We start from the raw sequence: 25,585 nt of genomic DNA on the forward strand, positions 1-25,585 counted from the left end.
GGGTACAGCGGCAGTCAAGCTTTCCATACCCGAACAGGACTGCAGGGACGCCCTGCGAACAAGCGCTACTGCGGGGGTTGCGGCGGCGGGTTTCCGTCGCCCTGATCCGGTGCGCCTTCTTCACCCGACCCGCCGAGGTGCTTCTTCGCAGCGTCCTGCGCCTTGTCGACGTGCTGCGAGTACTTACCGCCGGTCTTCCCGTCGACGGCGTCGCCGGCCTTGTCGATGTAGCCGTGGGCCTTGTCGGGATTCTGTGCCGCGTAGTCCTTACCCTTACCGAGCAGTCCCTTGAGCGAGTCCATGATTCCCATGCCGTACTCCTTCTGTGGATGAAGTCGTCGACACGAGTTCCCGCGAGTGCTCCTGCGGAACTGCATCGACGAGTCCGGGCAGCGGTCGCCGGTCAGTGTACTCCCGGGAGCAGGTCGTCCGGGGCCGCAAACAGACGCCGATGCTCGCCGTGCAGGCGTCCGGACACCCACCAGATCGCCTCGACCAGTACCACTCCGATCGCGCCACACGTCACGGCGATCGTCGAATAGGCGGCGTTCGACGGGTCCAGCGCGAAAAATTCGCGCGTGAACGGCACCGAGAATAGGACGACGTATCCGAGCAGCGAACCGCCGAGCAGCACGATCTTCCACCATTGATACGGACGTGCGACAACGGCGAGTACCCACAGCGCGATCATGATCAGGGTGATCAGGGCCGACGTCCCGGCTTGGATCTTCTGTTCCTCGGTCTGATCCGGTCCGCCGTAGACGAGGACATAACAGACGAATGTGGCCACACCGGTCACGACGCCCGACGGAATTGCGAGTCGCATCACCCGCGACACGAACCCCGACCGCGCACGCTCGTTGTTCGGCGCGAGCGACAACAGGAAGGCCGGGATACCGATGGTGAACCAGGCAGCGATCGTCACGTGTCGCGGCAGGAACGGATACGGCAGCGGTTCGAAGTCGAAAACCTGTGACAGCGCTCCCGACACACCGATCAGGAAGGCGAGCAACACCGAGTACACGGTCTTGGTGAGGAACAGGTTCGAGACCCGTTCGATGTTGCCGATGACGCGGCGACCCTCCCCCACCACATACGGCAGGGTCGCGAACTTGTTGTCGAGCAGGACGATCTGCGCGACCGACCGGGTCGCCGGGCTGCCCGATCCCATCGCGACACCGATGTCGGCGTCCTTGAGCGCCAGCACGTCGTTGACACCGTCGCCGGTCATCGCGACGGTGTGCCCCCGCGACTGCAGAGCCCCGACCATCGCGCGTTTCTGATCGGGTCGAACGCGTCCGAATGTCGTTGCGGATCCGACAGTCTCGGCAAGCGCATCCGGGTCTTCGGGCAGCGTGCGGGCGTCGATGGGGGTGTCACCGCCCGGAAGCCCCAGCGACGACGCCACCGCACCCACCGACACGGCGTTGTCGCCGGAGATCACCTTGACCTCGACCTTCTGACCGGCGAAGTACTCGAGGGTTTCCTGCGCGTCGGGACGGATCCGTTGCTCGAGCACCACCAGCGCCTGTGGAGTCACCGTGCCGGGCGCGGCGGGATCGTCGACCGGGCGGTCGCCCGAGGCAAGCAACAGTACCCGCAATCCCTTCGATCCGATCTCCTCCGCTCGCCGCGCGAAATCCGATGCGGGGTCCAGCAATACGTCGGGAGCACCGAGCAGCCAATTGCCGCGCCCTCCGTACGACTGTCCGCTCCACTTCTTCGCCGACGAAAACGGCGCGACCGCAGTCGATTCCCCCCATCCCGGATCGTCCGGGAATGCCTCGGCGATCGCAAGCACACTGGCATTCGGTCGCGGATCGTCGGCGGCAATCGCGGCCAACGCCGCTCGCGCGACATCGAGCTCGGCGCCGTCCGCGGCTACGACGTCCGCCAACCGCATCCCGTTCTCGGTGAGCGTGCCCGTCTTGTCGGCGCAGACGACGTCGACGCGGGCAAGCCCTTCGATCGCGGGAAGTTCCTGCACGAGGCATTGGCGGCGGCCGAGCCGGATCACGCCCACCGCGAACGCGATCGACGTCATCAGCACGAGACCTTCGGGCACCATCGGCACGAGCGCAGCGACCATACCGCTGAGCGCCGGCCCGAGCGCCTCACCGCTCGAGAACAATTGGTTGTAGATGATGAGCAGGCCCGCCGGAATCATCAGGTAGGTGATGAACTTCAGGATCTTGTTGATGCCGGAATTGAGTTCGGAATGCACGAGAGTGAACTTGCTGGCCTCGTCCGCGAGCCGCGCGGCGTATGCGTCGCGGCCCACCTTCGTCGCCCGGTATGCACCGCTGCCCGACGCCACGAAACTGCCCGACATCACCGTCGACCCGGGAGTCTTGCCGATCGCATCGGCTTCGCCGGTGAGCAACGATTCATCGAGTTCAAGGGCGGCTGCGTCGACCACTACGCCGTCGACCACGAGTTGGTCACCGGGGCCGAGTTCGATGATGTCGTCGAGCACCACCTCGCGCGGAGCCAACTCTGCTGATATGCCGTCCCGCCGCACCACCGGTTTGGCCTGACCGACGATCGCGAGCTTGTCGAGTGTGCGTTTGGCGCGCACCTCCTGGATGATGCCGATCCCGCTGTTCGCGATGATCAGCAACCCGAACATGCCGTCGATGATCGACCCTGTGAACAGCACGATCAGGAAGAGCACACCGAGGATGGCGTTGATGCGCGTGAACACGTTGCCGCGCACGATGTCTTTGACGGACCGTGATGCCCTGTCGGGAACGTCGTTGGTCTCGCCCCGCGCGACCCGTTCGGCGACCTGTTCTGTCGTCAGACCGTTCACGACATGCTCAGAATCGGTCGTGATCGTCTCGCTCGGCCCGACCGTCACGGTGGGCTCGTCTGCTGCCATGGAGAACAGGTTATTCCAGGCCACCCCGACCGGTGGTCTCCGCCGCCGATCACCTCGCCCGCGTCACCCCAGCGCCACCCACCACGGCTCGTCCGCACGCGGCCGCGACACATCCACCCGCTGTCCCGGCATCGGCACGGCAGTGGCGACGCCGCCGGCCTCCGCGGCGGGCAGGAGACGCGCGATCGGCTCCGACCAGGCATGGAACGCGAGGTTGAACGTGCCCCAGTGCACCGGCACGAGGAGGCTGTCACGGCGCTCGGTTCCGCCGAGATCGAGGTGGGTGCGCACCGCCTCTTCCGGGTTCATGTGGATGTCGGGCCACCGTAGGTCGTACGCCCCGACAGGGAGAAGTGTCAGGTCGAACGGTCCGTACTTCTCACCGAGATCGGCGAATCGGCGGGTGTATCCGCTGTCGCCGCCGAAGAACACCGAGTGGGCGGGACCGGTGAGCACCCACGACGACCACAACGTGATGTTGCGCTGCAGACCTCGACCCGAGAAGTGGCGGGCTTCGGTGCACGTCACCTTCAGTCCGTCGATCTCGGCGTGTTCGTCCCAGTCGAGTTCGACGATGCGATCGTCGGGTACCCGCCACTTCCGCAGATGCGCTCCCACCCCGACGGGCACGAGGAACTTGGTCCGGGGCTGTGTTGCCGCCAGCGATTCGACGGTGAAGCGATCGAGATGGTCGTAGTGGTCGTGCGAGATGATCACCGCGTCGATCTGTGGGAGCACGGCGAGTTCGACCGGGGGGCGATGCAGGCGCATCGGGCCGATCGCCGACGAGGGCGAGACCCGATCGCTCCACACCGGGTCGGCGAGCACCCGATATCCGTCGATCTCGACCAGGACGCTCGAATGCCCGAACCACGTCACCGCGAGCGGCCCCGAGTCCACGGGCGCGACGTACGGGGCGATCGGGACGTCCCCCGTCGGTCTTCCACGGGAACCACGGGCGAGCAGGTCCTTGACGAGCCCACCACCGGCCTCGGGATCGAGGGCCGACGAGGGCTCGGTGTTGTGGAACCGTCCCTCCCGGTACTGCGGCGATCCGGCCGCATACGGGCGGATGTCGGACACCGAAGCACCGATCGATGTGGGCAGCCCGCGCGCGGCGCGGGCAAGCCACGCGAGCCCGACGCCCGCGGCGGCGGAGGACGCCACCCGCCCGAGGTTCATCGGCCCTGGAAGATCGGGTCGCGGCGTTCGGCCCGCGCTCGGCGTGCTTCCTGCGCGTCCTCACTGAGCCACGCTGCGGCGGCGGCCGCCTGCTGTTCCGCGGTGGGATCGCGGCGGGTGCCGTCGTCGTTGAGGAACAGCTTGTGTGCGTGCATCGACAGCGGCGCGAGCTTCGCAATCTCCTGCGCCCACTCCTGAGCGGCCGCCAGGTCGCCGATCTTATTGGCCAGACCGTAGGCGAGCGCATCGTCGGTCTCGATCGCTTCGCACGCGAGCATCACCGTACGGGCGCGTCCCCCACCGACGATCGATGCGAGTCTCCGCACTGTCCACCGGTCCACCGAGATACCCAGCTTCGCCGCGGGTACCGCGAACCTCGCGCCGGGCGCGACCACACGCAGATCGCAGGCGAGCGCCAGCTGGGTGCCCGCGCCGATCGCGGGACCGTTGACTGCGGCCACCACCGGGAGCGGTGCTTCCACGATCGTGCGGAGCAACTCCGCGAGACTGTCGGTGAACCCCTCAGCGTACACATCGCCGGACAGATCAGCACCCGCACAGAACGACGTACCGCGTCCGGTGATCACGACCACCCGCGCATCGTCCTCCACAGCCTTCTCCACGGCCTCGCGGATTTCCACACACAACTGGGTGGTGAGCGCGTTGCGGCGTTCCTCACGCTGGAGCTCCACCGTCACCACGGCACCGTCGCGGCTGATTCCGATCATCACTACCCCATCCTGTTCGACTCGAGCATCCGCATCATCCCACCACCACGCCCGCGGTGATGAAGTCGAGACCATTGTCCCTGGACCCGTCGACACCGACAGCGAACAATGGGGGCAAGGTCCGACCTGTCACACGAGTACGGAGCGATCATGAGCACCCGGATTCCCGATTCCGACGTCGTGCGGATGGCCGTGGATCTCGCGTGCCGCGCACCCTCGGTACACAACAGCCAGCCGTGGCACTGGCGGTACGAGACCGGATCACTCGATCTGCACGGCGACTCGTCACGCATGCTCGGAGCCGTCGACCCTTCGGGCAGGCAACTCGTCCTGAGCTGCGGCGCGGCACTGCACCACCTGCAGATCGCGTTCACCGCATTGAAATGGTCGACCGAGGTCCGGCGTCTCCCCGACGGTGCACACTCCGATCATCTCGCCACCGTGCGTTTCGGGCACGACGCCCGGCCGGCCTCACACGATTTCGATCTCGTCGCCGCGATCAGACGACGCTATTCCGACCGCCGCCCGCTCGCAGCACCCGATACAGCCACGACGCGGAGCATCGTGTCGTGCGTCGGGCCGGGTGACGCGCAAGTGACCGTCCTGTCTCCCGCAGCACGGGAGGTTCTGGCCGACGCGACGGCACGTAGCGCCGCCCTTCGCCGCTACGACACCGCATACCAGGAAGAACTCCATTGGTGGGCCGGACACACCACCAGGACCACCGGCATTCCGCCCGAAGCATTGGTGACCACGGAGCAACATCACCGGGTCGACGTCGGACGCCGCTTCCCCGCGGGCGGCAGAACCGCTCCGGAGGAAGCAGCAACCGAGGTCGATGCGTCGACCATCCTGCTGGTCAGCACCTCGTCGGACGAGCGGCACGCGTGGCTGGCCGCCGGTCGGATGCTCTCGGAACTGCTCCTCGAGGCGACGGCGCACGGCTTGGCGACATGCCCCCTGACCCACGTGACCGAACTTCCGGGTAGCCGGGAGATCATCGCCGGGCTCATCCCCGGCGGCGGCTGTCCGCAGGCGCTGGTCCGTATCGGGACGGCCGCTCCCGAAGGCCGGCCGGCACCGACGCCGCGGCTGCCCACCGAGTCGGTGTTGTCGGTCGCGCCGAGCCGGCGCTGACCGATCACTCGGCAGCGATCTCGATCAGCGCCTTCGCGACGGCTTCCGGTTCGGTGATCATCAGATCGTGACCGGTGTCGATATCCCAGAGCCGGCCCTCGGCGCGGGCTGCATTCACCAGTTCTGGGTCCCGAGTGGCCAGGGTCGAGGTGCACACGATGTGGTACTGCGGTATGGCCCGAAGCGCGCTCTCGTTGCGTAGGTCGAGCTTCTCCTCGAAGCAGCGCCACGGATGGGCGGTCAGCCGCGACTGCATCCAGGCCACGTCGTCGGCGTCCTCCACCCCGTAGAACATCGGGGATTCCGGTGTCGGCAGTAGCACCAGTTCGACCCCGTCGACGACCTGACCGAACGGACGCGTCGCCTCCATGATCGGTCCGGCGACGTCGACCAGCGATTGCCCGTTCAGCGGGTTCGCGGCGTCGAGGTACACCAGCCGCCCGACCCGATCGGTCGCTTTGTCCGCAGCCCCCGTGATCACCATGCCTCCGTAGCTGTGCCCGACCAGGACCACGTCGTCGAGGTCTTCGTAATGCAGCAACGAGGCGATGTCCTCGAGGTGGGTCGCGAGGCCGATGCCGGTGCGGCTCAGATGGGATCGTTCGGCCAGGCCCGACAACGTCGGAGCGTAGACCTCGTGCCCCTCCTCTCTCAGGATCTTCGCCACCTTGCGATAGCACCAACCTCCGTGCCCACCACCGTGAACCAGAACGAACGTGGCCATCGCGCTCCTCACCGAAACATCATTCTGCGACTGCTCGATCCGTGCTCGGCCACGCTCGTCATGCCTGCTCGACGATCGTCGGCCGTTCTGCGTCGTCCACCGTCTCGACCGGGCCGGTGAACTGACTGATGTACAGCTCGTAATAGGCACCGCGTGCTGCGAGCAGCTGCTCGTGGTTGCCCTGCTCGACGATGTGCCCGTCCTCCATGACGACGATGACGTCGGCATCTCGGATCGTCGAAAGCCGGTGCGCAATGACGAAACTCGTCCGATCCGTGCGCAGTGTCGCCATGGCCTGCTGGATCAGCAGTTCGGTGCGGGTGTCGACGGAGCTGGTCGCCTCGTCGAGGATGAGTACGACCGGCTTGGCCAGGAATGCTCGCGCGATCGTGATCAGCTGCCGTTCCCCGGCACTGACGCCGCCGCCTTCCTCGTCGAGCATCGTGTCGTACCCGTCCGGCAAGGCCCGCACGAAATGGTCGACGTGGCTCAGCTCGGCTGCTTCGATCACTTCTTCGCGACTGGCGGCCGGGTCACCGTAGGCGATGTTCTCGTAGATGGTGCCGCCGAACAGCCACGAATCCTGCAGGACCATCCCGGTGCGTTCGCGCAGATCGTCGCGGGTCATGCGCCGTGAATCCACACCGTCGACGCGGATCGTTCCCGAGTCGACGTCGTAGAACCTCATGATGAGGTTGACGAGGGTGGTCTTACCTGCGCCTGTCGGTCCCACGATCGCAACCATGTGCCCGGGTTCGGCCACCAGCGACAGGTTCTCGATGAGCGGTTTGTCGGGCACGTAACGGAACGACACGTCGTCGAAGTCGATTCGCCCGCTGTTCGTCGACGGGGTCTGCGGGTCGGCCGGATCTGCGCTCTGCTCCTCGGCGTCCAGGATGTCGAAGATCCGCTCTGCCGAGGCCACTCCGCTCTGCAGGAGGTTGACCATCGAGCCGATCTGGGCGAGCGGCTGGGTGAACTGTCGCGAGTACTGGATGAAGGCCTGCACCGACCCGAGGCTGATCGAGCCCGACGCGACCTGGAGTCCACCCACGACCGCCACCGCGACGAAGTTCAGATTGCCCAGGAACATGATGGTCGGCTGGACCAGACCGGAGATGAACTGGGCGCGCCAACTCGAGTTGTAGAGCTTGTCGTTGCGAGTGTCGAACTCGTCCTCGACCTCCTGCTGCCGACCGAACGCCAACATCAGTTCGTGTCCGGTGAACGCTTCTTCGACCTGCGCGTTGAGTTTGCCGGTCGACGACCACTGCGCGGAGAAGTGCGGTTTGGATCGGCGGGCGATCAGGACGGTCGCGACGATCGACAGCGGGATCGCCACCAGCGCGATGATCGTGAGCAGAGGTGAGATCGAGAGCATCATGATCAGGATCGCGATGACGGTCAGCACCGAGTTCAGTGCCTGTGAGACGGTCTGCTGGAGACTCTGCGACAGATTGTCCAGGTCGTTGGTGACGCGGCTGAGCAGATCCCCGCGTGGGGTCGTGTCGTAGTAGTGCAGAGGCAGACGATGAACCTTGTCCTCCACGTCGGAACGCAATCGCTTGATGGTGCCGACGACGACTATGTTGAGGAGATAGGCACCGACCCACGCGAGCAGCGCCGATCCCACATACAGGGCGAGAACCGTCAGCAGTACCCGCCCGACGGCGGTGAAGTCGATGCCGACACCGGGGGTGAGATCCATCGAGCCGACCATGTCGGCGAACGTGTCCTGCCCCTGCGCCCGGAGGTCGGCGACCGCCTGTTCCTTGGTGGTGCCGGCGGGGAGCATCCGGCCGATGACACCGTTGAAGATCAGGTCGGTGGCGTGGCCCAGGATCCGTGGGGCGATCGCCGTGAGGATCACCGAACCGACGGTCGCTGTCAGGATCACGATCATGAAGCCGCGATACGACACGAGCAGGTGCAGCAGCCGCTTCATGGACGGCACGAACGATCGGGGCTTCTGCACCGGGGCACCCAGCGGCTGCCTGCCGCCCGGGCCGGTCACGACCGCTCCTCGACGGCGAGCTGCGATCGGACGATCTCGGAGTAGGTCTCGCACGAGTCGAGCAGCTCGTCGTGCTGCCCCGACCCCACGATCCGTCCGCGATCGAGCACCACGATCCGATCGGCGTCCATGATCGTCGATACGCGCTGCGCGACGATGATCATCGCCGAGTTGGTGGTCGCGGGCCGCAGCGCAGATCTCAGGCGCGCGTCGGTCGACAGGTCGAGAGCCGAGAACGCGTCGTCGAACAGGTAGATCGACGGCCGGCGGACGAGTGCGCGCGCGATCGCCAGGCGCTGTCGCTGACCACCCGAGACCGTCGTGCCGCCCTGTGCGATCGGTGTGTCCAGTCCCTGCGGCATCGCACGGACGAACTCGTCGGCCTGCGCGATGCGCAGTGCCTCCCAGACCTCGTCGTCGGTGGCGTCGGGCTTCCCGTAGCGCACATTGGATGCGACGGTGCCGGAGAACAGATAGGCACGTTGCGGCACCAGCCCGATCTCGGCCCGCAGCAGGTCGGGGTCCAGGTGTCGGACATCGGTACCGCCGACCAGGACCGCGCCGTCCGTGACATCGATCAAGCGCGGGACCAATCCGATCAGGGTCGTCTTGCCCGAACCTGTCGACCCGATGACCGCGGTGGTGGTGCCGGGGTCGACGCGGAAGGTCATTCCGTCCAGAACCGGACTGTCGGCGCCGGGGTAGCGGAACTGCGCGTTGCGGAACTCCACGGTGGCCGGATCCGCGTCGAAGCCGATCGGTTCGGCCGGCCGCACCACCGACGTCTCGGTCGCGAGAACCTCCCCGATCCGTTCCGCGCACACGGTTGCTCGCGGAGCCATCATCGCAAGGAACGACGCCATCATGACCGACATCATGATCTGCATGACGTAGCTGATCATCGCGCTCAGTGCACCGATCTCCACAGTGCCGTCGGAGATCTCGTGTCCGCCGACCCAGATGATCGCGACGATGGTCACGTTCGTGATCCCCATGACCACGGGGAACATCAGCGCCATCATCCGTCCGACCCGCAGGCTCGCGTCTGCGAGTTCCTCGTTGGCGACCTCGAACCTGTCGGCTTCGTACCGTTCCCGGACGAATGCGCGGACCACGCGGATCCCCGTGATCTGCTCTCGCAGGATCCGGTTGACGCTGTCCAACCGGGCCTGCATCACCCGGAAACCGGGGACCATCACCCGGATGATCAGGGCCATGGTGATGCCGAGAATGGGCACCGCCACCACGAGTACCCACGCCATGGGTGCCGCGACGTGAATCCCCATGGCGATCCCGCCGATACACATGATGGGTGCTGTGACGAGGATGAACGAACTCATCACCAACAGGAGTTGGACCTGCTGGACATCGTTGGTGGTACGGGTGATCAACGACGGCGCACCGAGCGTGCCGACTTCGCGCGCCGAGAAGGTGTTCACCCGGTGCAGCAGATCGTGACGGAGGTCGCGTCCCACGGCAAGCGCCCCGCGGGCACCGAAGTACTGCCCGTACATCATGCAGACCAGCTGCACCAACGCCACCGCGAACATCCAGCCGCCGATCCGGAGGATGTATCCGGTGTCGCCTTTGGCGACACCGTTGTCGATGATGTCGGCATTGAGCGTCGGTAGATAGAGCATCGCGACTGTTGCCACGAACTGCAGGGTCACCACCGCCACGACGTTCACGCGATATCGCGGCAGGTAGGTGACGATCAGGCGGATCAACATGACGTCATCACCCCCACGACACTAGCGGGAACGATCATGGTTCGACCAGAGAATTTCACCGGTCCGATTACGTTCGCGCCGTTCGTTCTAGGAAACGAGCCCCTCGGAGATCAACCACTCGTACGCGACCTCCGACGGCTCCTGCCCCTCGATGTCGACACGGGCGTTGAGGTCCTGCATCACGTCCTCGGTCAATCGCGCCGAGAGCGTGCCCAGGAGTTCGGCGATCTCCGGATGCGCTGCCAATACCTCTCCACGGACCACCGCGGTCCCGCTGTAGGGAAGGAAGAAACTTCGGTTGTCCTCGAGGACGACGAGGCCGAGGTTCCGCACGCGGCCGTCGGTGGTGTAGACCATCCCGAAATTACAGGGCTCGCCCGACGCGGTGGACGTGTAGATCACGCCCGTGTCCATCCTGGTCACGTTTCCGGCGGGAACACCGTTCGGATCGTTGAACGGAATCCCGTATGTCTCGAGCATCGGAACGAAACCATCCGGGCGGCTGAAGAACTCGTCGTCCACGCAGAACGTGCGCTCCCCGACCGGAAGGCTCGCGATGTCTTCGAGGCGCTGCACACCGAGTCGCTCCGCGGTCGGGGAGGAAGCAGCGAACGCGTACGTATTGTCGAAGTTCGCGGGCGGCAGCCATTCGAGGTCGTATTCCTGTTTCTCGATCTCGCGGACCCGCTCCCAGAGTTCGTCCGGATCGGCGATCGTCTCGGTCTCTCCGTGATAGTTCACCCATCCGGTACCCGTGTACTCCCAGACGATGTCGACGTCGCCGTTCAGCAGCGCCTGACGCGACGATGCCGATCCTGGTGCACCCGTGAGGTCGGAAACGTCCGCGCCGGCCGCGGCAAGGTAGGTGGCCGTGATCTTTCCGAGGATGACGCCCTCCGTGAAACTCTTCGACGAGACGACCAGCGACACTCCGGCCAAGGGCTCACTCCCGTCCGGAAGGGCAGCTTTCCGGAACGTGCCCGAAGAGCTGACCAGGCCGCAGGCGGCCAGAGTCACCGCGCAGACCACGGCGACGAGCACGTGCGCAACGAGCCGGGTCCGGGTCACGAGAGGCCTCGCGGTGTCGCGGCGAACTCGACGAGCCGGCCCAGCCAATCGATGATGAGCGCCAGCAGTGCCACGAGGATCGCGCCCGAGACGAGCAGAGCGGGAAGGAAGAGCGTGACCCCCGTGGTGATCAGTGTTCCCAGGCTCGCTGCCCCGATGAAGGTGCTCAGCGTCGCCGTTCCGACCAGGATGACCAGCGCCGTCCGAATACCGTTGAGAATGATCGGGACTGCGAGCGGCATCTCGACGCGCACCAGGGTGCGCGCGCTGGAGAAACCGATGCCTCGTGCCGCCTCGATCACCCGCCGATCCACCTGACGCAGACCGACGATCGTGTTCTGGAGGATCGGAAGAATCGCGTACACGACGAGACCGATCACCGCGGTCCGGAATCCGGTGCCGAGCCACATCGTGAACAGGACGAGCAATCCCACTGCCGGGGCGGCCTGTCCGACGTTCGCCGCATTGACGACGAACGGGTTGAGCCACCGCATCGAGTCGCGGCTCAACAGGATCCCGAGGGGCACGGCGATCACGATCACGATGATCGCCGCCACCACCGTCAGCACGATGTGGTCGACGATGGTCGCGCTCAGGTTGTCCCACCCCAGCGCCGCCTGTTCGGTTTCGGTGAACGACGACGTCAGGTACCAGAACAGGTAACCGGCACCGACCACGACGATGATCAGTGGCTCGAACCAGACGTCCACCGGCACGCGTCGCGCGGAGATCACGAATCCTCCCGCTGCTGGTCCTCTTCGTGCGAGACGTACGAGGGCTCCTCGTCGTCCGATCTCACCTCCGCCGTGTGCGCGCGAATCACCGCCATCACCGTGTCTATTCGCAGCGCTCCCCGCATCACTCCGCGACCGTCGGTGACGAGGACTCCGCCCTGACTGGCAGCGAGCATCGAGTCGAGCGCATCGTTGAGCGTCGACGATTCGCTGACCACCGGAAGTCTCGCGTCGATGTAGTCGGAAATCTGCGGTTTCGTGGCGATCTCGGCGAGAGTGGGCCACGCACGCGGTCTGCCTCGTCCGTCGACGACCACGATCCAATCGTGACCTGCAGCGCGGGCACGAGCCGCCACTTCCCCTGCGTTCTCCCCGACGGACGCGGTGACCACCTGTTCGTAGTCGACATCGCGCACCCTCGTGAGTGTGAGCTGCGCGAGAGTGGCGCCGGACCCGACGAACTCCTCGACGAAGGGGGTGGCAGGGTTCGCGAGGATCTCCGCGGGTGTCGCGTACTGCTCGATGCGGCCGCCCTCGGACAGGATGAGCACCTTGTCGCCGAGTTTCGTCGCTTCCTGGAAATCGTGCGTGACCAGGACGATCGTCTTCCCCAGCTCCTGTTGGATGGACAGGAGGCTGTCCTGCAGGCGGACCCGGGTGAGCGGGTCGACCGCCCCGAACGGCTCATCCATCAACAGCACAGGCGGGTCTGCGGCGAGCGCCCGGGCCACACCGACACGCTGTTGCTGCCCGCCGGACATGTCTCTGGGGAGCCGGTCGGCATAGGTGCCCGGATCGAGGCCGACGAGTTCGAGGAGATACTCGGTGCGTTCAGCAATCTTTGCGCGACTCCAGCCGAGGACCCGAGGGATCGCGCCGATGTTCTTCGCGACGGACCAGTGTGGAAAGAGGCCGCCCGATTGGATCACGTAGCCGATCGACTGCCGGAGCCGGTCGGGATTCTCGTCGGTGACGTCGCGGTCGCCGATGAGAATGCGGCCCTCGGTGGGTTCGATCAGCCGGTTGATCATTTTCAGGGTGGTGGTCTTCCCACATCCCGACGGCCCGACGAAGGCGACGATGTCGCCGGCCACGATGTCGAGGTCGAGCCGTTCGACGGCAGGCTTCTCCTGTCCGCGATAGCGTTTGACCACGCCGTCGAGGCGTATCGAAGTGCCGGTGATGCGCTGATCCGCCATCAGAGTCCCTTCGGAATGGTCAGGCGCCCGAGCAGTACGAGCAGTGCGTCGAAAACCAGGGCCACGAGGACGACGAGGATGGTCCCGGTCAGTGCCATTTCCACGGCGTTGGTTCCGCCGAGACGAGCCAGTCCGTTGAAGATCAGCGAACCCAGTCCCGGCCCGAGCACATAGGCGACGATCGCCGCGACACCGACGACCATCTGGGTCGAGACGCGGATTCCGCTGAGGATGACCGGCCATGCGATCGGCAGTTCGACGAAGGCGAGTATCCGCCATCGTGCAAGGCCGATCCCCCGTGCCGATTCGACCACCGCCGGCGACACCGACCGCAACCCGACGACGGAACTGCCGATCACCGGCATCGCCGCGAAGAAGGCGAGCATCACGAACGAGGGGGTGACGCCGAGCCCGAACGGAATGATCAACAGCGCGAGCAGGGCGAGCGACGGGATGGTCAGCGCCACACGGCTGCCGGTGAGCGTGAGTGAGGACAACACGGGGAGGCGATAGACAGCAACGCCGATCGCCAATGCAACGACGCTGCCGACGAGGACCGTCTGGAACGCGAGGGAGGCATGTTGGTAGGTCAGGAACAACAAGGTCTCCTCACGTCCCTGTATATAGCCCCACAGACTCACGGCAACCCTCTTCGTCGTCGTGTCGACGCCGTCTCGTCGTGTCGATGAGCGGTCATCTGCACAAAGCTAATCGCAACGATGCGCACACGTGAGCAGTTCGAGATGTTCTCCCAGTCGCCCCGAGTCACTCGTCCTGAGCGGCACGTGGACGACCGGGCTTGCGGATCCGCCCCGCATCGCGAGGCATTCGCCCAGCTTCGGTCAGGGCCCGACGGAGAACGAACTCGATCTGTGCGTTGGTGCTGCGCAGCTCGTCCGAGGCCCACCGCGCGAGCGCGTCGTGAACCGCGGGGTCGAGCCGAAGCAGCACCTTCTTACGTTCGGCCATGCCGTCGTCCTATTGGTAGAGCGAGCCAGTGTTGAGAACCGGTTGAGCGCTCTGGTCGCCGCAGAGCACGACGAGCAGGTTGGAGACCATCGCGGCCTTGCGTTCCTCGTCGAGTTCGACAGTGTGCTCGGCTTCGAGCCGCGCGAGGGCGGTTCCGACCATCGACACGGCGCCCTGGACGATCTGTTCGCGTGCGGCGATCACCGCGCCGGCCTGCTGGCGACGCAGCATGGCCTGCGCGATCTCGGGTGCGTACGCGAGCTGGTTGATGCGGGTCTCGATGATTCGGACCCCCGCCGACTGCACACGATCGTGGACCTCGTCCGACAACTTGGTGGTGATCTCGTCGGCATTCTGGCGCAACGACATCACTGCCTGCGGCCCGTCGTACGGGTAGCTGCCTGCGATGTGACGAACGGCGGCCTCGGTCTGGACCGCGACGAATTCCTCGAAGTCGTCGACATCGAACACTGCGCGAGCGGTGTCCTCCACCTGCCACACGATGATCGCGGAGATCTCGATCGGGTTGCCGTCGGCGTCGTTGACTTTCGCCCTGCCCGTTTCGTGGTTGCGGATGCGGGTGGTGATCTTGCGGCGCGAGTTGAGCGGGTTCATCCATCGCAGACCGGGTTCGCGCAATGTTCCCGAATACGACCCTCCCAGCAACTGCAGCACGCGAGCCTCGTTGGGTTCCACCAGCACCAGGCCCGCGAGGAGCACGGTTGCGACCACGAAGATCACCGCGCCGATGACGATCAGGGGAACGTTGATCTCGATCGCGCCCCACGCGATCAGTCCGATCGCGACGAGGTCGACGACGAGGCCCGCGACGAGCACGGCCCAGCCGTTGGACGAGCGGCCCGGTCGCTCGACTGTGAATGTGTCCGGTGTGTCCATGACGTTCCCTTCCGATACCTTGAAGATATTAAAGTGATATCACATTAATGGCAGGCGCACGAGCACGAACGCGACGTTCCGGACACCGGCCCGTCTCCCCTGCACAGTTGCCGCACACGCCCCCGCGTCGCGGGGCATCATTGGATGCACGAGAACCGACCGGGAGGGGTTCGATGACGCTGGAGGCCACCGCGGCCGACACGAAGGCCGTCGACGTCGTCGTGATCGGCGCCGGGCAGGCCGGGCTGTCGTCCGCGTACTACCTGCGTCGATTCGGTGTCCGACCCGAAACGGGCTTCGTCGTCCTGGATCGCTCATACGGACCCGGCGGAGCGTGGCAGCACCGATGGCCGTCGCTGACGTTGAGTACCGTCAACGGCGTCCACGATCTACCCGGGTCGTCGTTCGAGGACATCGTCGGTTCCGACACCGGCCTCGTCCCCGCGTCCACGGCGGTGCCGGAGTACTACGCGGACTACGAGGAGCGGTTCGAGCTGCCGGTCCACCGTCCGGTCCGGGTTACGGTGGTCTGCGATCGCGGCGATCACCTGCGCATCGAAACCGACTCCGGGATCTACACCGCCCGGGGCATCATCAACGCCACCGGAACCTGGGAACATCCCTTCGTCCCGTGGTATCCCGGAGCCACCCGCTTCCGCGGGCGTCAGCTCCACACCAAGGATTATCGTTCCGCCGACGAATTCGTCGGCAAACACGTCCTGGTCGTCGGCGGGGGCATCTCGGCGGTGCAGCTACTCGACGAGATCTCCCGCGTCACGAGAACCACTTGGACCACCCGTCGCGAACCAGCTTGGTGCACCGAGGAATTCAGCTCCGAGATCGGACGGGCCGCGGTGGCGCTGGTCGAGGACCGCGTGCGACGAGGCATGCCGCCCGGCTCCGTCGTCTCCGTCACCGGACTGCCCGTGACCCCGGCGATCCGGGCCGCCCGCGAGCGCGGCGTCCTCGAGCGTCGGCCCATATTCTCGGAGATCACCGAGACCGGCGTGCAGTGGCCCGACGGGTCACAGCTCGACGTCGATGTCATTCTGTGGTGCACAGGATTTCGCAGCTCCCTCGACCACCTCGCGCCGCTGGACCTGCGTAACCCGGGCGGCGGGATCACGTTGACCGGGCGACTCGCGACCCAGGTCGAGAATGATCCCCGAATCCACCTGGTCGGCTACGGCCCGTCGGCGTCCACCATCGGCGCCAACCGTGCAGGGCGCGCGGCGGCACGTGAACTCGTCGACCACCTGGAGGCGGAGGCTCACGCGACGTGACGGGGCGCAGTGGCTCGACGCTGCTGGTGGCGCTCGCCGCCACCGCGAGTCTCCTCGTGAGCGCACCCGCCGTCGTCGAGGTCGGAACACCTCCTCCCGCGCCCGTCGCAGCACCCGCACCACCGTCCCCGTCTCCTCTGTCGTTCGAAGAGCTCGCCAACCGGACCGAGTCGGTGGTGGTCAACATCGACGCGCGCCGCGGGTGGAGCGGGGTCGCGGGCACGGGCATCGTCCTCACACCCGACGGCGTGACGCTGACCAATCATCACGTGGTGAGTGGCGCCACCGAGATCACCGCCGTCAGTCCCGCGACCGGACTGATCTACGACGTCGCCGTCACCGGCTACGACCCCACCCGAGACATCGCGGTCCTGCAACTCGGCGCGGCACACGACCTGCCGGTCGCCACCCTCGCCGACACACCACCGGAAGTCGGATCCCTCGTCACCGCCTTCGGTAATGCCGACGGCGGCGGCGTGGTCGTCGCAGCACCGGGCACCGTCGTCGCCCACGACCGCAACGTGGTGGTGCGTGATTCGACCGACGGATCGCGCCACCGGCTCACCGGCATGCTCCAGACCGACGCGGCAATCCGGCCCGGCGATTCCGGTGGACCACTCGTCGACGCGTTCGGTGTGGTGGTCGGAGTCAACACCGCAGGTTCGGTCTACCGCGACCAGACGGAAACCATCGGGATCGACACCAGCGACGAGCCACCCGAGGCGTACGCGGTGCCGATCGGCGAAGCCCTCGACGTGCTCGAACAGGTGCGCAGCGGGGTCGGTTCCGACACCGTCCATGTGGGCCCCACCCCGCACCTCGGCGTCAGCGTCACCACCGCCCGCTCCGACGGCGGCGATCGGGGCGCCGAGGTGTTGTGGGTCTCGTACGGCTCTCCCGCCTACCGTGCCGGTCTCGAAACAGGCTTTGTGATAGTCGTTTTCGACGGCGCTCCGGTCTCCTCCACCAACGATCTCGAGGAAGCTCTGCGCCGACATCGGCCGGGCGATCGGGTGCGTGTCGAATGGATCGACGAGGCGGGAGTTACGGGCTCCACCGACCTGACGCTCGAGTCGGGACCTGTCCGCTGACGCGGCGTTCCCGTCGAAAATCGTTTGCCCGACGTCGAGAGGTCCGAGGACACTTGACCTCCAGTCGACTCGAGGTCGGATGATTCCCTTCGACACGTCGGCACACACGAGACAGCGGAGAGATCATCATGCGCAACGACGCCCTGAACCGCTCGGACCTACCGCAGCCACGGTGGGCTCGCGGCCCCGTGCGTCCGCTCCGGTTCCCGCAGTACAGGGTGCTGGCACTTGCGCTGTCGCTGGGCCTGATAGCCGCCGGTATGTGGTTGATTGCTCTGGTGTGGCTGGTCATCGAGATCGGCGGTGGGCCCGCACAACTGTCGCTGGTGGCCGTCGGCCCAGCACTGGGGATCGTGCTCACGAGCCTCGCGGGCGGCGTGCTGGCCGACCGTGTGCCACAGCGCAAGATTCTGATCTCGGTGTTCACCGTGAAGGCAGTCATGGTGGTCGTCGCCACCACGCTGGCCTGGACCGACCGCATCGAGTTCTGGCATCTTGCGCTCATCGGACTCGCGGTGGGCATGGCGGACGGATTCGAATATCCGGCCTATTCGGCACTTCTTCCGTCCATCGTTCCGCCGGGTGACCTGCTGGCAGCCAACGGAATCGAAGGGATGATCCGTCCGGCCTTCATGCAAGGGCTGGGCCCGGTGTTTGCCGGTGCGGCCATCGCGTCGTACTCCCCCACCGCGGCGCTCGCGTTGGTGGCGATCCTCGAAGCGGTCACCGCAGCGTTCCTGTTCAGGTTGCGACCGACCCCGCTTCGGCGCGACCTGTCTACGGATCAGGAGCTCCACCCCTTGCGTGCTGCCACCATCGATCTCGCCGACGGCTTCCGTTACATGGTGCGCACGCCGTGGCTGCTCGCCACTCTCCTGTTCGGATCCGCGATCACGTTCGTCCTGATGGGTCCGATCGAAGTTCTGATCCCGTTCGCCATCAAGGCGATTCCCGGCGGCGGAGCCGGAGATCATGCGCTGGTTCTGGCCGCATTCGGGGTGGGCGGCGCGTTGGGTTCGCTGGCCATGGCCTCCTGGTCCCTCCCTCGCCGGTATCTGACGACGATGATGGTGATGTGGGGTCTCGGCGCCGTGCCGTTGGTGGCCGTGGGCATGACCGGGTCGATCGCGGTCATGGTGGTGGCGGTGTTCATCGTGGGGGTGCTGTTCTCGGCGCCGACGGTGATCTGGGGCACTCTCCTGCAGCGGCGCGTGCCGGCGCACCTGCTGGGACGGGTCTCGAGCCTGGACTTCTTCGTCTCGCTCGTGTTCATGCCGCTCTCGATGGCGGTGGCCGGTCCGATCGCGCTCGCAGTGGGCCTGGTGCCGACATTCGTGCTCGCAGGAACGCTGCCCATCGTCGCCGCGGTGATCACGATCGTGGTGGCGCGGATGCGTCGCGACGAGATCGAGAATCCGCTGGATGTTCCGGTGGACCCGACACTCCCCCGCCGCTAGCTGCATCCGCTCTGTTCACCCACGACGCAATTCCCGTCGGAGGAGTTTGCCGCTGGCATTCTTGGGCAACTCATCGAGAATCACCACCGATCGCGGATACTTGTAGGCCGCCATCCGATCCCGGCAATAGGCGATCAGCTCCTCGGAGCTCACGGCCGCATTCGGCACCAACGAGACGAACGCCTTGACCGTCTCCCCGCGGTACTCGTCCGGCACTCCGACGACAGAGGCCTCCCGCACGGCCGGGTGCTGGTAGAGCACGTCCTCGACATCACGCGGCACCACCTTGTATCCGCCGGCATTGATCAGATCCTTGATCCGGTCCACCACGAACAGCCACCCCTCGCCGGTCACCTTGCCGAGATCACCCGTGTGCAACCAGCCATCACGGATCGCGTGCGCGGACTCCTCGGGCAGCCGCCAGTACCCGGGTACCACCATCGGACCGGCAACGACGATCTCACCGGATTCGCCCGGGCCGAGATCTCGGCCGCTGACCGGATCGACGATCCGGACCCGCGCGCCGGGAACAGGAACTCCGACCGACAGCGCACCACTGTCCGGGTCGGTCGGCGGATCGATGTCGGGGGGTCCGAGGTGTGTCGGAGACGTCGTCTCGGTCATGCCGTAGGCACCACGCAATGTCCACCCCGCGCGGGCACGGATCCGCTCCACCAAGGCCTGGCCGACCGGCGCGCCGCCCGACGGGGTCTTCGTCAAGGACGAGACGTCGACGGCGTCGAGGGCAGGGTGGGCGGTCAAGGCGATGAAAGCGGTGCCGGCGCCGATCATGAAGGTGCCTCGCCATCGCTCGATCGCCTGCAGGGTCGCCTCGGCATCGAATCGGTGCAGAAGCACCAGCGGGGCGCCGCTGATGATGTGCACACCGAAGCCGGCGACGAGCCCGGTGATGTGGAAGACCGGTGCGAGACCGATGATCACATCACGCTCGGGCTGCAGATCCCACCACCGCGAGTACACGGTGGAGCTGTGCACCATCGCGCTGTGGCTGTTCATCGCACCCTTGGAACGTCCCGTCGTGCCGGAGGTGTACGTGAGCGCGGCGATATCACTGGATCGTGGGGTCTCGGGTTCCGGGCGGCGGTCGCGGTACTCGTGGGTGAGGGTGCGCCAGTCCAGCGTGTCCGCGAACGATGTTCGTGCCGGCACCTGGTGTGCGACGGCGGGCGGCATGGTCGCGTTCGGGGTCATGTCGAGGGGGTGGGTGGTGATCACGGTCTGCAGTGCCGTCTCGTCGCGGATGCCGGCGACGACCGTCTCGTAGAGGCTGTCGAGGCAGATCAATGTCGAGGCTCCGGAGTCGGTGAGGATATGGCGCAGTTCCTCGGCTCGCAGCATCGGGTTGACGGCAACGGGAACGGCACGCAGCTTCCATGCGGCCAGGAGCGAGACCAGCCACTGCGGGTCGTTCTGCAGGTAGAGAGCAACTCGATCGGTCGCGTCGAGTCCGTTGTCGTGCAGTGCGACGGCCAATGAGTCTGCTGCTCGGTCGATGTCTGCGAATGTCAGTGTGGTGTCGAAGTAGTGCACCGCGGGGTCATGCGGGCGGGTGTGTACGTGTTCGTTCCACGCGGCGAGCATCGACGAATGGGCCCCGGTCAGGCCGGGTGACACGGATTCGGGGTAGTGCTTCGTCCATGGGGGCACAGCAGCGTCCATTCGATCCACCATTCTTCGTCTCGGCTGCGCGAAGCTCGTCACCTGCGCAGTTCTTTCTGGGAGTCCCGGAACGCCGGCGCAGCGTCTCTCTTGGCCGATCACAGATCGTCACAACCGAACGCTCGTTCTCCACTACTACCATTCTGCCCGAGTTCTTCCTGTGATCTGCATGGATACAGCCTCCTCTCGCGTATGTGTTGACAATCGATCGTTAGGCACGCAACGATCGACATGAGGTAGGTCACATTCGAGCCAGGAGAATGGATCGTTGATGAAACGCCGAGCGTGGCAGGACCAGCTGTCCAGGAAACAGATGCTCGGGATCCTGACGGTGCTCGACCAGTGCGAAGAATCCGGGGGCGGCCACGCCTTCAAGGAAGGGCTGGTCGATGCGATATCCACGTATTTCGGGGTTCGCGACGTGACGTTCTTCCACGGGAGGACGTTCCCGGACATCTTCGATGATCCGGCGCCTCTGCTGACCGGAGCTGCTTCACCGCTGCTGCCCACCTACCACGACCGATGGCGCGACAAGGACATCTTCGCGTTGCCGTTGTCCCGCCGAGTCTTGACCACATCCGGATTCGCGTCTCTCGATGAGTTGTCACACTTGCCGTCGCCGCAGCGGTCGTACGTCGTCGACTATCTCCGTCCCCACGATATGTACACCGCATCCGCGCTCCACCTCCCACTCGCCGATGGTGAGGCCCTGATCGGCATGTTCGGCACGGTCCGTCCGTGGGATGAGTCCGATCTGGTCGCGATGCGCGTTCTCGCACGGCAATTGCGTACGCGGACAGTGACAGTCGCGGCAGCCGAACAACCCGTGGATCCACTGAAGGGGCTCACGCCGCGCCAACTCGAGGTCGCAGAACTGGTCAGCGACGGACTGAGCAATTCCGAGATCGCGGAGAGGTTGGTCCTGTCCGAGTTGTCGGTCAAGAAGTACATCAGTCGGATCTTCGACTCGACGGGCCATCGCAATCGGTCGGAACTGGCCATCGCGGTGCTACGTCGCGGCCACCGGTCGCAAGCCACAACGCGGCAGGGACCTCACGGCTCGCACCCGAAGTGACATGAGATGCCCCGGTCGAGTCGAGTCGTCCGACCCGGTGCCGCGTCCACCCGCACCTGCACACAGTACCCAGCGCATCCGTGGGATCGTCGACCGTCTGCGACAGGCCGAGAGCAGCGGTCGGCTCCGCGGTCATCGGTGTGCCCGCAGCCCGTGGAACAGCGACCGATGGAAAACCAGCGGGTCGCTCGTGGCTGGAACGACCAGCGCGCCCACTCCTCCGACGACAAATCGGTGATCGCCGATCGCGCGATGCTCGTCGACGGTGCAATCGATCCAGGCGTGTGCACCGGCCAACCGTGGTGATCCATTGATCGAGGGGGTCCAGTCGACACCCTCGAACTTGTCGGAACCACTGCGCGCGAACACACGCGCCAGGGAGTGTTGATCCTCCGACAGCACGTTGACACAGAACTCACTGTTGCCCAGGACGTGCGGCAGAGTGGTCGAGTTGTGTCCGGCAAAGAATCCGACCAGCGGCGGCTCGATCGAGATCGAGGTGAAGGATCCCACGGTCATTCCCACCGGAGCCCCTGAAGAATCGATCGAGGTGATGACCACGACCCCGGAACCGAAATGCGCCAACACCTCTCGAAAACGAGTGCGGACAGCCGATGGGTCGACGGCGTTGATGATGTGGATATCCTCTGCTGTGCGGTGGATGTTCATGCGGCTCCTTCCGATACCCGCGGAGGTCGGTGCGGCACACACGGCCGCACCGACCTCCGCGGCGTCAGACGGGGACAACCTTGGCCTTCAACTCGCCGAGGGCGTCGGAGTAGATTCCCGCGATCGCCGTAGCGAGGCCGGCCTCCACATCGGTGGACTCGGCACCGAATTCGGCCGCCCAGCGCACCGTGCAGCCGAGGCTGCCGGTCTCGACCACCGCGACCGTCGAGCGGTAGTGGCGCAAGGGAAGTGGGCCGTCGATGTACTCGTAGGTGTAACTCCGCTCACTGTCGTCGAACTCGACGATCCGTTCGCGTGCGGGTTCTCCATCCGTGAACACCACGTGCCGTACGTTTCCTTCCATTCGAGACGATCTGATGGCCGGGATCCACGAGGCCACCTCACCGGTGCTGCCGATCCAATTCCACACCGCCTCAGCAGATACAGGGAAATCACGCTGTACTTCGATACTCGCCATCGTCACGCCCGCCCGAGCTCCGCTTCGTACTTCTTGGTCATGTGCTCGACAGCCTTCACATGTTCGGCGGCCTGCCCCTCACGAACTGCCTGCGCGCGTTCGGCCGCATCGATCATCGGCTGCGCCTGCCCCTGGAAGTGCGGCATGACATCTTGGGCAAACAACTCGTACGAGCGACGTGTGGCCTGCGGGTTCGCCCAGTCGTGCCCTTGGAGCAGCAGCGTGCCGAATCCGCCGGATTGATCGATCAGACGCTGCACCTGCTCGCGTGCTTCCTCCGCGGTACCGATGACACCGATGCCCGAGGTGTTGATGAAGTCGATCATCTCGTGCTTGTTCGTGCCGCGCACGTCCATCTGAGGGAAGGCGGCCACATGCTGGAGGTAGTTGAACCAGTATTCGATGCCGTGCTCGACGTCCCGGTATGCCTGTTCCTTGGTTTCTGCGAGGTGGAATGGTCCCACCAGGCGCCACGTCGATCGATCGACTTCGTCGCTTCGCCCGGACAGCGCGGCGAACTCCTCGAGCATTCCCCAATGATGCTGCAAGGCACTGAATCCGTCGGCCGTCAGTGTTGCGGCAATCGAGAGCAGGCCGATTCCGTACTTGCCCGCGAGCCGTGCACCGGTCGGAGATGCGATCGCCGCCACCACGACGTCGAACAGCGGCTCCGAGTAGGGCGCCATCTGGATCTTCGCATCGAAGAGTTCGTGGGTCCGGGTCTTGGCCGTGACGGTCTCGCCTCGGAGCAGCCGCATGATGATGTCGGTGTTCTCCGCCAACAACTCCCGGGTGTCGATCTGCGACAGACCGAGCATGGCAGCATCTGTGGGCAACGAGCCCGGCCCCAGCCCGAACAGCACGCGACCCCGCGTCAAGTGGTCGAGCATGACCATTCGTTCGGCCGCCCACAACGGGTTGTGATACGACACCGAGGTGACTCCGGTGCCGAGCTTGATCCGGTTGGTGCGCTCGCCGGCAGCCGCGATCATGATCTCGGGTGAGGCATAGATTTCGGCGCCTGCAGAGTGGTGTTCGCCGAACCACGCCTCGTCGTATCCCAATTGCTCGAGATATTCCACCAATTCCAGATCGCGCTGAAGCAGCAGCGTGGGATTCTGCCCCGGCTGGTGGATCGGGGCGAGGAAGGTACCGAATTTCAACCTGCTCATGTGACGCTCCCTATGACTGTGACGCGAGTAGTTCAGAAGGAACGCTATGACCTGGAACACAGGCTGAGTAGTCCGCGAAAGTAGACACCTGGAGGCAGCAGATTTCCGGCTCGGACGGCATCCCCACTCCACCGCGAACGAAGGGCAGCCACGATGGACATCGGATGATCTCGGCGCCACGCAGTAGGCTTCCGATCGACATCACCGCCGGAACCGGGAGACGCCGTGCCCCATCTGTTGCAGCTCGATTCGTCCGCCGACCTGCAGAACTCCGTATCCCGAAGCCTGACCGGTCTGTTCGCCGACACCTGGCGCTCACTCGGCGACGAGCACACAGTGCTCGTCCGGGATCTGCACCGCTCACCGCTGCCCCACCTACCCGACGCCGGCCTGCATTACGCAGCGCGACTGCGCACCAGCACAGAGCGGCCGGATCCCGATGCCGAGGCATTGCAGGCGGAGTTGATCGCCGAGGTCACGAACGCGGACGTCCTCGTCGTCGGTGCACCGATGTACAACTGGTCGCTGCCGTCGACTCTCAAGGCCTGGATCGACTACATCCACGTGCTCGGCACCACCGTGCCGTTCGACACTCCGGATAGACCGTTCGCCGGCAAACCGGTGGTGATCGTGTCGAGTCGCGGCAACACCTATGCGCCCGGCACGCCGGGCGAAGGAACCGACTCGGTGATCCCGCCGCTCCAGCAGACACTGGGCACCTCGCTCGGCATGTCGGTGTCGGTCGTGACAGCGGAACTCACCCTTGCCGAGAGAATTCCACCGTTGGCACCGCTCGCCGGGCAGGCCGCGGAGAGTCTCGCCGCCGCGCAGGACATGGTGCGTGCCCTCGCGACGAAGCTGGGTTCCTGACCGGCTACCCGAATCGGTGCGTCGTCTGACCGTGCGGCTGCTTGGCGAAGACCAGCACCTTGCGAGGCGGGATCCGAAACACCCAGGCGAACTCGTCGGCGATACCGAAGCCTCCCTCGCCGACCTCGAAGCGCCATGCGTCGCCGTATTTGCCGAAGTACGCGGCAGCGATCGCGGTGAGTGCGTCGTGGTCGGTTACGCGGTGGGCTGCCCCTTCGAGCACCACGTCGGTGCCCGAATCCCAATCGTTGCGTCCGGTGGTGACTGCGATGCGGGGATCCCGCACCAGGTTGAGGGCCTTCTGTTCACCCGGGCCGACCGTCAGGTGGAAGGCATCGTCGTGCCAGACGCCCACAAGGGGCGCGACGTGTGGCCGACCGGTCGTATGTATGGTGCTCACCCAGTACAACGGCGCCGACGCGAACAGGGCCTCGGTCTCGGGCCACGACATGGGTTCGGCGCCAGGTTCGCCGTAACGGGCGTCGATCGTGGTGGTCACTGCAGCTGTGGTCATACCGATATCGACCCGCGGCGGACGGCGAACTCA

Annotated in this window: 24 protein-coding genes; 6 read left to right on the forward strand and 18 right to left on the reverse strand. The window is 65.5% G+C overall.

All coding sequences use genetic code 11. From position 1 onward, the window contains the following. Positions 1–65 precede the first annotated feature (65 nt). The 4 genes from EV641_RS13475 to EV641_RS13490 all read right to left on the reverse strand — a co-directional run bounded on the left by EV641_RS13475 (position 66) and on the right by EV641_RS13490 (position 4,791). Positions 66–311, reverse strand: coding sequence for an antitoxin (locus EV641_RS13475; protein ID WP_132472268.1), 246 nt, complete (start codon positions 309–311; stop codon positions 66–68). Between the two features lie 92 nt (positions 312–403). Then, positions 404–2,881 carry an HAD-IC family P-type ATPase gene (locus EV641_RS13480; RefSeq protein ID WP_054718455.1) on the reverse strand — a complete coding sequence of 826 codons (2,478 nt, stop codon included), beginning with the start codon at positions 2,879–2,881 and terminating at the stop codon, positions 404–406. Between the two features lie 63 nt (positions 2,882–2,944). Next, on the reverse strand, positions 2,945–4,063 hold the full coding sequence (locus tag EV641_RS13485) for an MBL fold metallo-hydrolase (protein WP_132472270.1): 1,119 nt from the start codon (positions 4,061–4,063) through the stop codon (positions 2,945–2,947). Then, positions 4,060–4,791, reverse strand: a complete 732-nt coding sequence (locus EV641_RS13490) for an enoyl-CoA hydratase (RefSeq protein ID WP_132472488.1) — start codon at positions 4,789–4,791, stop codon at positions 4,060–4,062. The genes EV641_RS13485 and EV641_RS13490 overlap by 4 nt, the downstream gene beginning before the upstream one ends. Before the next feature lie 150 nt (positions 4,792–4,941). Between EV641_RS13490 and EV641_RS13495 the strand changes: the two genes are divergently transcribed. Further along, positions 4,942–5,928: a hypothetical protein gene (locus EV641_RS13495; protein WP_132472272.1), complete on the forward strand. Its 987-nt coding sequence runs from the start codon at positions 4,942–4,944 to the stop codon at positions 5,926–5,928. A 4-nt stretch (positions 5,929–5,932) separates the two neighbouring features. Here EV641_RS13495 and EV641_RS13500 read toward each other — a convergent pair whose 3' ends face one another. From EV641_RS13500 to EV641_RS13540, 9 genes are all read right to left on the reverse strand, one after another. Further along, entirely contained in the window at positions 5,933–6,652 is a 720-nt protein-coding gene (locus EV641_RS13500) for an alpha/beta hydrolase (protein WP_132472274.1), read from the reverse strand. Positions 6,653–6,710: 58 nt separating this feature from the next. Next, positions 6,711–8,597, reverse strand: a complete 1,887-nt coding sequence (locus tag EV641_RS13505) for an ABC transporter ATP-binding protein (protein WP_132472490.1) — start codon at positions 8,595–8,597, stop codon at positions 6,711–6,713. A 65-nt stretch (positions 8,598–8,662) separates the two neighbouring features. Next, a complete protein-coding gene (locus EV641_RS13510) occupies positions 8,663–10,396 on the reverse strand; it encodes an ABC transporter ATP-binding protein (protein ID WP_132472276.1) in 1,734 nt (577 codons plus the stop codon). A gap of 87 nt (positions 10,397–10,483) precedes the next feature. Further along, positions 10,484–11,464: a glycine betaine ABC transporter substrate-binding protein gene (locus tag EV641_RS13515; RefSeq protein ID WP_132472278.1), complete on the reverse strand. Its 981-nt coding sequence runs from the start codon at positions 11,462–11,464 to the stop codon at positions 10,484–10,486. Then, positions 11,461–12,198: an ABC transporter permease gene (locus EV641_RS13520; protein ID WP_054715174.1), complete on the reverse strand. Its 738-nt coding sequence runs from the start codon at positions 12,196–12,198 to the stop codon at positions 11,461–11,463. The genes EV641_RS13515 and EV641_RS13520 overlap by 4 nt, the downstream gene beginning before the upstream one ends. Beyond that, entirely contained in the window at positions 12,195–13,397 is a 1,203-nt protein-coding gene (locus EV641_RS13525) for an ABC transporter ATP-binding protein (protein ID WP_054715184.1), read from the reverse strand. Before EV641_RS13525 ends, EV641_RS13520 begins: the two co-directional genes overlap by 4 nt. Continuing rightward, positions 13,397–14,038, reverse strand: a complete 642-nt coding sequence (locus tag EV641_RS13530) for an ABC transporter permease (protein ID WP_132472280.1) — start codon at positions 14,036–14,038, stop codon at positions 13,397–13,399. Before EV641_RS13530 ends, EV641_RS13525 begins: the two co-directional genes overlap by 1 nt. A gap of 124 nt (positions 14,039–14,162) precedes the next feature. Continuing rightward, positions 14,163–14,366 carry a hypothetical protein gene (locus EV641_RS13535; RefSeq protein ID WP_132472282.1) on the reverse strand — a complete coding sequence of 68 codons (204 nt, stop codon included), beginning with the start codon at positions 14,364–14,366 and terminating at the stop codon, positions 14,163–14,165. A 9-nt stretch (positions 14,367–14,375) separates the two neighbouring features. Then, positions 14,376–15,263 carry an SPFH domain-containing protein gene (locus EV641_RS13540; protein ID WP_054715185.1) on the reverse strand — a complete coding sequence of 296 codons (888 nt, stop codon included), beginning with the start codon at positions 15,261–15,263 and terminating at the stop codon, positions 14,376–14,378. 173 nt (positions 15,264–15,436) lie between these two features. Here EV641_RS13540 and EV641_RS13545 point away from each other — a divergent pair, with 173 nt between their 5' ends. The 3 genes from EV641_RS13545 (at position 15,437) to EV641_RS13555 (ending at position 19,094) form a co-directional block, all read left to right on the forward strand. Further along, positions 15,437–16,546: an NAD(P)-binding domain-containing protein gene (locus tag EV641_RS13545; RefSeq protein ID WP_132472284.1), complete on the forward strand. Its 1,110-nt coding sequence runs from the start codon at positions 15,437–15,439 to the stop codon at positions 16,544–16,546. Further along, the gene (locus tag EV641_RS13550; RefSeq protein WP_132472286.1) at positions 16,543–17,637 is read left to right on the forward strand and encodes a trypsin-like peptidase domain-containing protein; all 1,095 of its coding nucleotides are present in this window, start codon (positions 16,543–16,545) and stop codon (positions 17,635–17,637) included. The genes EV641_RS13545 and EV641_RS13550 overlap by 4 nt, the downstream gene beginning before the upstream one ends. A 128-nt stretch (positions 17,638–17,765) precedes the next feature. After that, a complete protein-coding gene (locus EV641_RS13555) occupies positions 17,766–19,094 on the forward strand; it encodes an MFS transporter (protein WP_132472288.1) in 1,329 nt (442 codons plus the stop codon). A 15-nt stretch (positions 19,095–19,109) separates the two neighbouring features. Here EV641_RS13555 and EV641_RS13560 read toward each other — a convergent pair whose 3' ends face one another. Beyond that, positions 19,110–20,774, reverse strand: coding sequence for an AMP-binding protein (locus EV641_RS13560; protein ID WP_132472290.1), 1,665 nt, complete (start codon positions 20,772–20,774; stop codon positions 19,110–19,112). A gap of 271 nt (positions 20,775–21,045) precedes the next feature. On the opposite strand from EV641_RS13560, the gene EV641_RS13565 reads away from it, so the two are divergent. Next, the gene (locus EV641_RS13565; RefSeq protein ID WP_054713105.1) at positions 21,046–21,849 is read left to right on the forward strand and encodes a LuxR C-terminal-related transcriptional regulator; all 804 of its coding nucleotides are present in this window, start codon (positions 21,046–21,048) and stop codon (positions 21,847–21,849) included. A gap of 132 nt (positions 21,850–21,981) precedes the next feature. Here the strand turns inward: EV641_RS13565 and EV641_RS13570 are convergent, their stop codons facing one another. The 3 genes from EV641_RS13570 to EV641_RS13580 form a co-directional block, all read right to left on the reverse strand. After that, positions 21,982–22,518, reverse strand: coding sequence for a flavin reductase family protein (locus EV641_RS13570; protein WP_199233243.1), 537 nt, complete (start codon positions 22,516–22,518; stop codon positions 21,982–21,984). Positions 22,519–22,582: 64 nt separating this feature from the next. Then, entirely contained in the window at positions 22,583–22,996 is a 414-nt protein-coding gene (locus EV641_RS13575) for an SRPBCC family protein (RefSeq protein WP_054713106.1), read from the reverse strand. 2 nt (positions 22,997–22,998) lie between these two features. Next, the gene (locus EV641_RS13580; RefSeq protein ID WP_054713107.1) at positions 22,999–24,168 is read right to left on the reverse strand and encodes an LLM class flavin-dependent oxidoreductase; all 1,170 of its coding nucleotides are present in this window, start codon (positions 24,166–24,168) and stop codon (positions 22,999–23,001) included. A gap of 225 nt (positions 24,169–24,393) precedes the next feature. Between EV641_RS13580 and EV641_RS13585 the strand changes: the two genes are divergently transcribed. Further along, positions 24,394–25,038 carry an NAD(P)H-dependent oxidoreductase gene (locus EV641_RS13585; protein WP_132472292.1) on the forward strand — a complete coding sequence of 215 codons (645 nt, stop codon included), beginning with the start codon at positions 24,394–24,396 and terminating at the stop codon, positions 25,036–25,038. A gap of 4 nt (positions 25,039–25,042) precedes the next feature. On the opposite strand, the gene EV641_RS13590 is transcribed toward EV641_RS13585, so the two are convergent. Next, on the reverse strand, positions 25,043–25,552 hold the full coding sequence (locus EV641_RS13590) for a pyridoxamine 5'-phosphate oxidase family protein (protein WP_054713108.1): 510 nt from the start codon (positions 25,550–25,552) through the stop codon (positions 25,043–25,045). Between the last annotated feature and the right edge of the window lie 33 nt (positions 25,553–25,585).

Origin of the sequence: Rhodococcus sp. SMB37, assembly GCF_004345605.1 — a bacterium.
GTDB lineage: Bacteria > Actinomycetota > Actinomycetes > Mycobacteriales > Mycobacteriaceae > Rhodococcus.

Bases quoted from the DNA above. Each gene is read 5' to 3' on its own strand.
- EV641_RS13590 (WP_054713108.1), bottom strand. From the start codon at position 25,552: ATGACCACAGCTGCAGTGACCACCACGATCGACGCCCGTTACGGCGAA.
- EV641_RS13555 (WP_132472288.1), top strand. From the start codon at position 17,766: ATGCGCAACGACGCCCTGAACCGCTCGGACCTACCGCAGCCACGGTGG.
- EV641_RS13570 (WP_199233243.1), bottom strand. From the start codon at position 22,518: ATGAACATCCACCGCACAGCAGAGGATATCCACATCATCAACGCCGTC.
- EV641_RS13535 (WP_132472282.1), bottom strand. From the start codon at position 14,366: ATGGCCGAACGTAAGAAGGTGCTGCTTCGGCTCGACCCCGCGGTTCAC.
- EV641_RS13565 (WP_054713105.1), top strand. From the start codon at position 21,046: ATGAAACGCCGAGCGTGGCAGGACCAGCTGTCCAGGAAACAGATGCTC.
- EV641_RS13580 (WP_054713107.1), bottom strand. From the start codon at position 24,168: ATGAGCAGGTTGAAATTCGGTACCTTCCTCGCCCCGATCCACCAGCCG.
- EV641_RS13510 (WP_132472276.1), bottom strand. From the start codon at position 10,396: ATGTTGATCCGCCTGATCGTCACCTACCTGCCGCGATATCGCGTGAAC.
- EV641_RS13560 (WP_132472290.1), bottom strand. From the start codon at position 20,774: ATGGACGCTGCTGTGCCCCCATGGACGAAGCACTACCCCGAATCCGTG.
- EV641_RS13480 (WP_054718455.1), bottom strand. From the start codon at position 2,881: ATGGCAGCAGACGAGCCCACCGTGACGGTCGGGCCGAGCGAGACGATC.
- EV641_RS13525 (WP_054715184.1), bottom strand. From the start codon at position 13,397: ATGGCGGATCAGCGCATCACCGGCACTTCGATACGCCTCGACGGCGTG.
- EV641_RS13500 (WP_132472274.1), bottom strand. From the start codon at position 6,652: ATGGCCACGTTCGTTCTGGTTCACGGTGGTGGGCACGGAGGTTGGTGC.
- EV641_RS13505 (WP_132472490.1), bottom strand. From the start codon at position 8,597: ATGAAGCGGCTGCTGCACCTGCTCGTGTCGTATCGCGGCTTCATGATC.
- EV641_RS13495 (WP_132472272.1), top strand. From the start codon at position 4,942: ATGAGCACCCGGATTCCCGATTCCGACGTCGTGCGGATGGCCGTGGAT.
- EV641_RS13490 (WP_132472488.1), bottom strand. From the start codon at position 4,791: ATGATCGGAATCAGCCGCGACGGTGCCGTGGTGACGGTGGAGCTCCAG.
- EV641_RS13545 (WP_132472284.1), top strand. From the start codon at position 15,437: ATGACGCTGGAGGCCACCGCGGCCGACACGAAGGCCGTCGACGTCGTC.
- EV641_RS13475 (WP_132472268.1), bottom strand. From the start codon at position 311: ATGGGAATCATGGACTCGCTCAAGGGACTGCTCGGTAAGGGTAAGGAC.
- EV641_RS13485 (WP_132472270.1), bottom strand. From the start codon at position 4,063: ATGAACCTCGGGCGGGTGGCGTCCTCCGCCGCCGCGGGCGTCGGGCTC.
- EV641_RS13575 (WP_054713106.1), bottom strand. From the start codon at position 22,996: ATGGCGAGTATCGAAGTACAGCGTGATTTCCCTGTATCTGCTGAGGCG.
- EV641_RS13540 (WP_054715185.1), bottom strand. From the start codon at position 15,263: ATGGACACACCGGACACATTCACAGTCGAGCGACCGGGCCGCTCGTCC.